Consider the following 5,704-nt stretch of genomic DNA (forward strand, 5'->3'; position numbering starts at 1 on the left):
TCCTCGCGGCGGACCTCGACGGAGTCGCCGAACACCGCGGAGAACTCGCCGCCCTCCTCGACGTCGCCCGCGACCGTCACGGTCACCGGGTTGAACGTCGACACGAAGAACTCGTCTTCCTGCCGGAACTCGAAGGAGGCGTCCTCAGCCGCGGTCTGACGAGACGCCGGAACGTACACCGCCACCACGCTGGCGTCCGACGTCGACGCCGACAGCGGATTGCGCAGCTCGGGCGCGCCTCCGTCCCACTCCACCGGAATGAGGATGTTGTTCGCGTCGCGCTCCAGGACCAGCGGCTCGAAGCCCTTGGACACGGAGACGAACGAGTAGAGGTGGGTCACCCCGGGGGTAACCTCTTGGTCCACGAACGAGTTCGGGAAGGAGCCGTCCATCGCCTGCGGGATGATCGCGTACGGCTGCCAGCCTCCATCGACGGGCGTGCCGGTCTCGTCCACGAGTGGATCGCCGTCGCAGTCGTTGTCGGCGGTGAAGGACTGCCCCCCGTCACACGACTTGAAGACCAGGATCTTCTGCACGTTGTCGGTGATGCGCGCGCGCAGCGAATCGACCAGCCCGGGGTTGTCGACGTCCAGCGGCGAGCCCTCCACCGTCGTGAGCACGTTGGACAGGAACGGATCCACGAAATCCTCGACGGCGTCATCGTAGAGGATGATGACCTGCGCGGGAGGCGGTGAGGCGTCAGCCGGATCCCGGTCCCCCACTTGCGTGCTCACTGCCACGACCGAAGGCGCCGGCGGGGGCTGCGGCCCGAGGAACGCGTTCTGATAGAACGCGATCACGTTCTTGACGTTCTGCAGCATTTCCTGCGGCGTCCGGCCGCTCACGAACGCGAGCGTGTAGCCGACGGTGTCCCCGGCGGCGAGCGCGAAGGGCCCGGCAGAGGTAATGCCCTGGAAGTTCCCGCTCGCGTTGTTCTGCTTGCCCGGCAACGTGTCACTGTGGATCACCACGCAGCCGTTGGCGTCGCAGTTGTTGAGGTGGAGCGTGTCCTGCACTCCGTCCTTGTCGTAGTCCCAACCCTCGGGGGGCAGGTACGTGGGGAACTGGGCCGTCCTCGTGGGGAAATCCACGTTGCTGAAGACGTCGAACCACCCGGCCTGTCCATCGAACGCCGATTCGGTACGCCCGTCGAGCACCTGCGCCTCCTGGCTGGCGATCAGGCCGAACTCGGAGCGCTCGCTGCGCCGCCAGACCGGCCCGAAGCACGCGCCGAAGCTGCAGCGGTGACCGTGGTTGAACGTGATGGTGTCGCCCGCCAACGGGTGCGCGGGGTTGAAGAACGAGCTCTCGGGGTTGGTGAACAGCTTGTTGCGCAGGTCCCCGAGCGGCGACTTCAGGAACACCTGCGCGGTGCCTCCCCGCAGGTTGCCATTCGGGAAACGACAGCTGCCGATGCCGCCGCCAGTGAGGGCGCCGTTGCAGCCGGAATTCATCCCGTTCACGTTCAGGAGGAGCGCGCCGAGTTCGGGCTGGTAGTAGTGAGCCGCCGACTGGAATCCGAACAGGACGCCGCCCAGGTTGCCGACGTACAGCGAGTCGAAGTCGATGGGTGCGCCGTAGACCTTCTCGCTGTCGTTGATGATCAGCATCTGGAAGATCGCGGCGTCCGCGACCGACGGCAGCGTGAAGCTGAACACGTCGACGTCGACGGTGATGCCCATCGGCCAGCCGGACTCGGTGGGATCACCGGTGCCGCCCGGCACCACGTTGCCGAAGCTGTCGTCCAGCCGGTCCTGCGCCCAGTCGACGAACGTGTAGTAGGACTGCGCGTCGCCCATGAACTCGTCGGACACGAACTCCGGCGGCACGCGCCACCAGTCCCAGGTGAAGGCGTTCGGGTCGGACTGCGCGAAGAGCTCCTCCCACTGCGGCAGGGTGGTCTTGCGCCTGGCGCCGGTGAACCCCTCGTTGCCCCACGTCAGGTCGCAGTCGTTGATCGCCATCAGCGGCGTGCCGGACTGCAGCGAGCCGTGTTCGGTGCACGCGCCGTCGCTCGTGCTGGACGCTCCGGAGTGCACGCGTCCCAGCTGGTCGTCGCCCGGGCGCCACTGCCGGAACGGGGCGAAGAAGAACGCGTTGACGTTCCACGCCGAGTTCCAGCCGCCGCCGAGTGCGTTGTCCAGGCTGGGAATGCTCTGCCGGGCGTTCTCCCAGTCGCCCTTCGCCGCGGCCATCACGAAATCGGCCACGAAGTAGGGAGACTGGAAGCCGCCGGCGGGAGTGCCCGTGATGAATATTCCGGCGGGTCGGCCCTGCGTGTAGTTAATGGTTCCGTCGTTGTTCAGCAGGGTGATCTGGTTGCCCCGATTGCGAATCCCGCCGAACGCGATGTCCGCGAGCCCGGCGAGATCGAACGGAGACGTCTGCCTCGCGACGGCGTCCGGCACGGACGGGTGCTCCGAGCGCAGCACCAACTCCACGTCCTGGGTCGATGACTGGGCGTGAACCTCGGCCCAGATCAACCCAGCGGAGGCGGCTGCGAATACGAGCCCCCTGAAAAAGATCGTGCGACCGCGCATTACTCTTCTCCAAGCTTGTGGTCAGTGACACGAAAAAGCGTCACGGCCGGTGGCCGGCGTTGCGCTTGCCCCAGCCGGTGAACCCACCGGACGCGGGGGCGTCGAGCCTCTCGGCCCGACGCCGCCCGCGCCCAAAACAGTCCCTAGAAAATCACCCGCACGCCCGTCCGAATCTGGCGGCGGTTCCCGATCCGCTGCGGCCGATCGAGCGTCGTGCTCGAGCTCGCGCCGTTGCCGACCCGCCGGTTGGTGAAGTTGAAGCCGCCTTCATCGCACTCGCCCGTCTGCGGCGAGACCTGTAGGCAGTTCACGCGGTCGAAGACGTTCGTCACCTGGCCGTAGAAGCTGTACCGCACGTTGTTCAGGTGGAACGCCTTCTGCGCCTGCAGGTCCACCGAGAAGTTGCTCGGCCCGCGCTCGGAGTTGATGGCGTCCGGCGCGACGCTGCTGAAAGCCGAAAGGAAGTTGTCGTCCTGCGGCGTGAACGGCAGGCCGCTGTTGGCCCGCACGATGAAGCTCGCGTTGGCGTTCCGGATGATCTCGCCCAGGATCCCCTCGGCCGGCGCATCGTCTCCCACGGCAACCGTGAACGTGCCGTTGAAGTTGTGCGGCTGGTCGACGCCCGACGTGATCTCCCGGAACGACTCCGAGAGATTCTCGATGATGCGCTCGGCCTGCCGCTCGGGCGGCGCCGCGTTGGTCTTGGCTCGCGAGAACGCGTAGTTGATCGAGAACGACCAGTAATCCTGCAAGCGCTTGCGCAGCGACAGCTCCAGCCCGCGCACCGTGGCGAAATCCTGGTTCACCAGGACGGTGTAGGACGGCGTGTTGGTGCCGAACGTCACGCCCGGATCGAAGACCTGATTGCCCTGGGCGTCTACGCCGCCGGTCACCACCCCGGTCAGACCGGTCTGGTCCTTTGTGTAGAGGATCGCCGACAGCGCGTACATGTCGGCGATCTGGGACAGGAAGCCGATCTCGTAGGAGGTGGTCTCCTCGATGAGCAGGTTGGAGTTGCCCAGGAACGGGTTGTTGCGCCCGATGGGCTGCACCGACGGGCCGTCCGAGGTGCCCTCGGAGGTGGTGCCGATGCCGGTCTGCTGGAAGACGTTGTTGTACAGCGGGTTCTGAGAGAGCCGGCCGAAGTTGAAGAAGGCCGTCGAGCTCTCCGTGATCGGGAAGTTGATGCCGATGCGGGGCGAGAACTGGCTGCGGCTGCGCGTCTCGGAGAAGTCATCAGAGGTGGCGATCAGCGCGGCCTCGGAGAGCGCATCGCGATTCTCCGCGCAGAACTGGCGGGTCCACTGCGGATCCGCCGAAATCCCTGTCAGCGTGTCTACCTTCGCCAAATCCTCGTTGAATTCAAACGTGGTGACGTTCTGCCAGTCGCCCGGATTGTCGCAGACCGTGAAGGCAGTCGTGCCGTTGGTCGGGTCGAGCGGATTGTCGAAGAACAGGCCTCCCGCCTCGCCCGTGTCGAACCGGAAGCCGAGGTCGATGTTGATGAAGTCGTACTCGATCCGGTCCTGGAGGTAGAACGCGGCTTCCCACGGGCTCGCGCCGTACTCGAGCACCTCGAGCTCGACGCCGCTGATGCCTATGTCGCGGGCCTCGCGGAAGGCGATGTCGTGGGTCTGGTAGAAAAGCCCGCCGCGAACGTTGTGGTGGTCGGAGACCTGCGCCTCGACGTCGCCGCGCCCCATCCACGTCTCGATCCGCTCGCCGCCGAACGCGCGTCCGGTGCCCGACGCCGGGAAGATGTCGTTGACCCCGGGCGCCTCGAAGCTCTCCGAGAAGTTGGTGTTGGCGAAGCGGTCCTCCAGGCAGACTCCCTGGAAGAAGTTGCAGACCTCGCGGCCCTGCTTCAGGCGCGACCCCGTCAGGGTGTAGAACGCGGCGGACCCCAGCGAGTGGCTCCACTCGGCGATCAGCAACTCCCCATCCGCGTCGATGGAGCCCTGCGTGATGTCCGCGAAGGCGCCGCCGGGCTGCGTGCTGCCGTCGAACTGAGCCTCGCAGAGCTCGAAGTCGTCGTTCGTCTCCACGCACGCGGAAACCGGGTCCTGGGCGCTCAGGAGCAGGCTGAAGAAGAAGTTCTGGCTCTGGTTCTGGAAGTCGATCGCGGTGAGGTTCAGCTTGGCCGTGGGCGTCACCAGGAAGGTCAGCTTGCCGAAGATGTCGCGGCTGTGGTTGAACCCGAACGAGCGCTCGCCGGTCAGGAGGTCCCGCCGGTTGGGCTGAATGTCCCCGAGCTCCGGCTGCGTGAACAGCGGATTGAACACCTCGTCGTCGAAGTCGAGCACGCGATTCGCGCGTCGCGACTCACGCCCCGAAACCATGAAGCGGACCTTGTTCTGCGTGCCGGGCACCGGTCCCGAGATGAAGCCCTGGAACAGGTGGCGGCCCCAGAGGTCGTCCGAGTTGCTGCCCAGCGCCCCCGCCAGCTCGCTCGTCTGGTAGTCGAGGGTGCCCTCCAAGGTGGTGCCGCCCTCACGCAGGGAAATGTTCAGGATGCCCGAGAGGGCGTTGCCGTACTGCGGCTCGATTCCGCCACGAATGAAGTCGATCTGCTCGGTCACGTACGGGTTCGGCTGGAACGCCGCGCCGCCGAACACGAAGTTGTTCATCGGCACGTTGTCGATCAGCGTCAGCGTCTCGCCACCGCGGCCGCCGCGGATGCGCACCGGGTTCAGGCCGCGCTCTTCCTCGGCCTGCGACAACACCTCTGTGTTGGCCGGCACGTCCAGGAAGCCGCTGCGCAACGCGAGCGCCTCGTTGATCGTGGAAATCGGCAGGTTCTGGATCTCCTCCAACGAGATGATGTCCTTGGTCCCCGTGGCGCGCGTCTCGATCAGGGGCACCCGGTCCGCCTCGACGATGATCTCAGCGAGGCCGACGGCCTGCGTCTGCATCTCGAAGTTGACCCGGCGCGCGATGTCGATCGCGACCAGCACGTTCTCCCGGCGCACCTCGGCGTAGCCGATGAGCGACGCGCCCACCGTGTATGTGCCCGGCTGAATGTTCAGCAGGAAGTACCGGCCGTTCTCAGCCGTCAGCGTGCCGATACCTGTACCGTCCAGGAAGACCTGCACGCCGGAGAGCGGCTCCCCGGTCTGGGCATCGGTGACGATGCCGGTCAGCCTCCCCGTCTGGGCGTCCGCGGG

2 protein-coding genes are annotated in these 5,704 nt (G+C 66.2%); both read right to left on the minus strand.

What is annotated here, in order from left to right:
* Positions 1-2,540, minus strand: a 2,540-nt coding sequence (locus tag ABFS34_15600; GenBank protein MEN8376853.1) for a hypothetical protein, incomplete at its 3' end; no start/stop codon positions are given.
* A 143-nt stretch (positions 2,541-2,683) separates the two neighbouring features.
* Positions 2,684-5,704, minus strand: a 3,021-nt coding sequence (locus tag ABFS34_15605; protein MEN8376854.1) for a TonB-dependent receptor, incomplete at its 5' end; no start/stop codon positions are given.

It is taken from the genome of Gemmatimonadota bacterium (assembly GCA_039715185.1).
In the GTDB taxonomy this organism is placed as follows: domain Bacteria; phylum Gemmatimonadota; class Gemmatimonadetes; order Longimicrobiales; family RSA9; genus DATHRK01.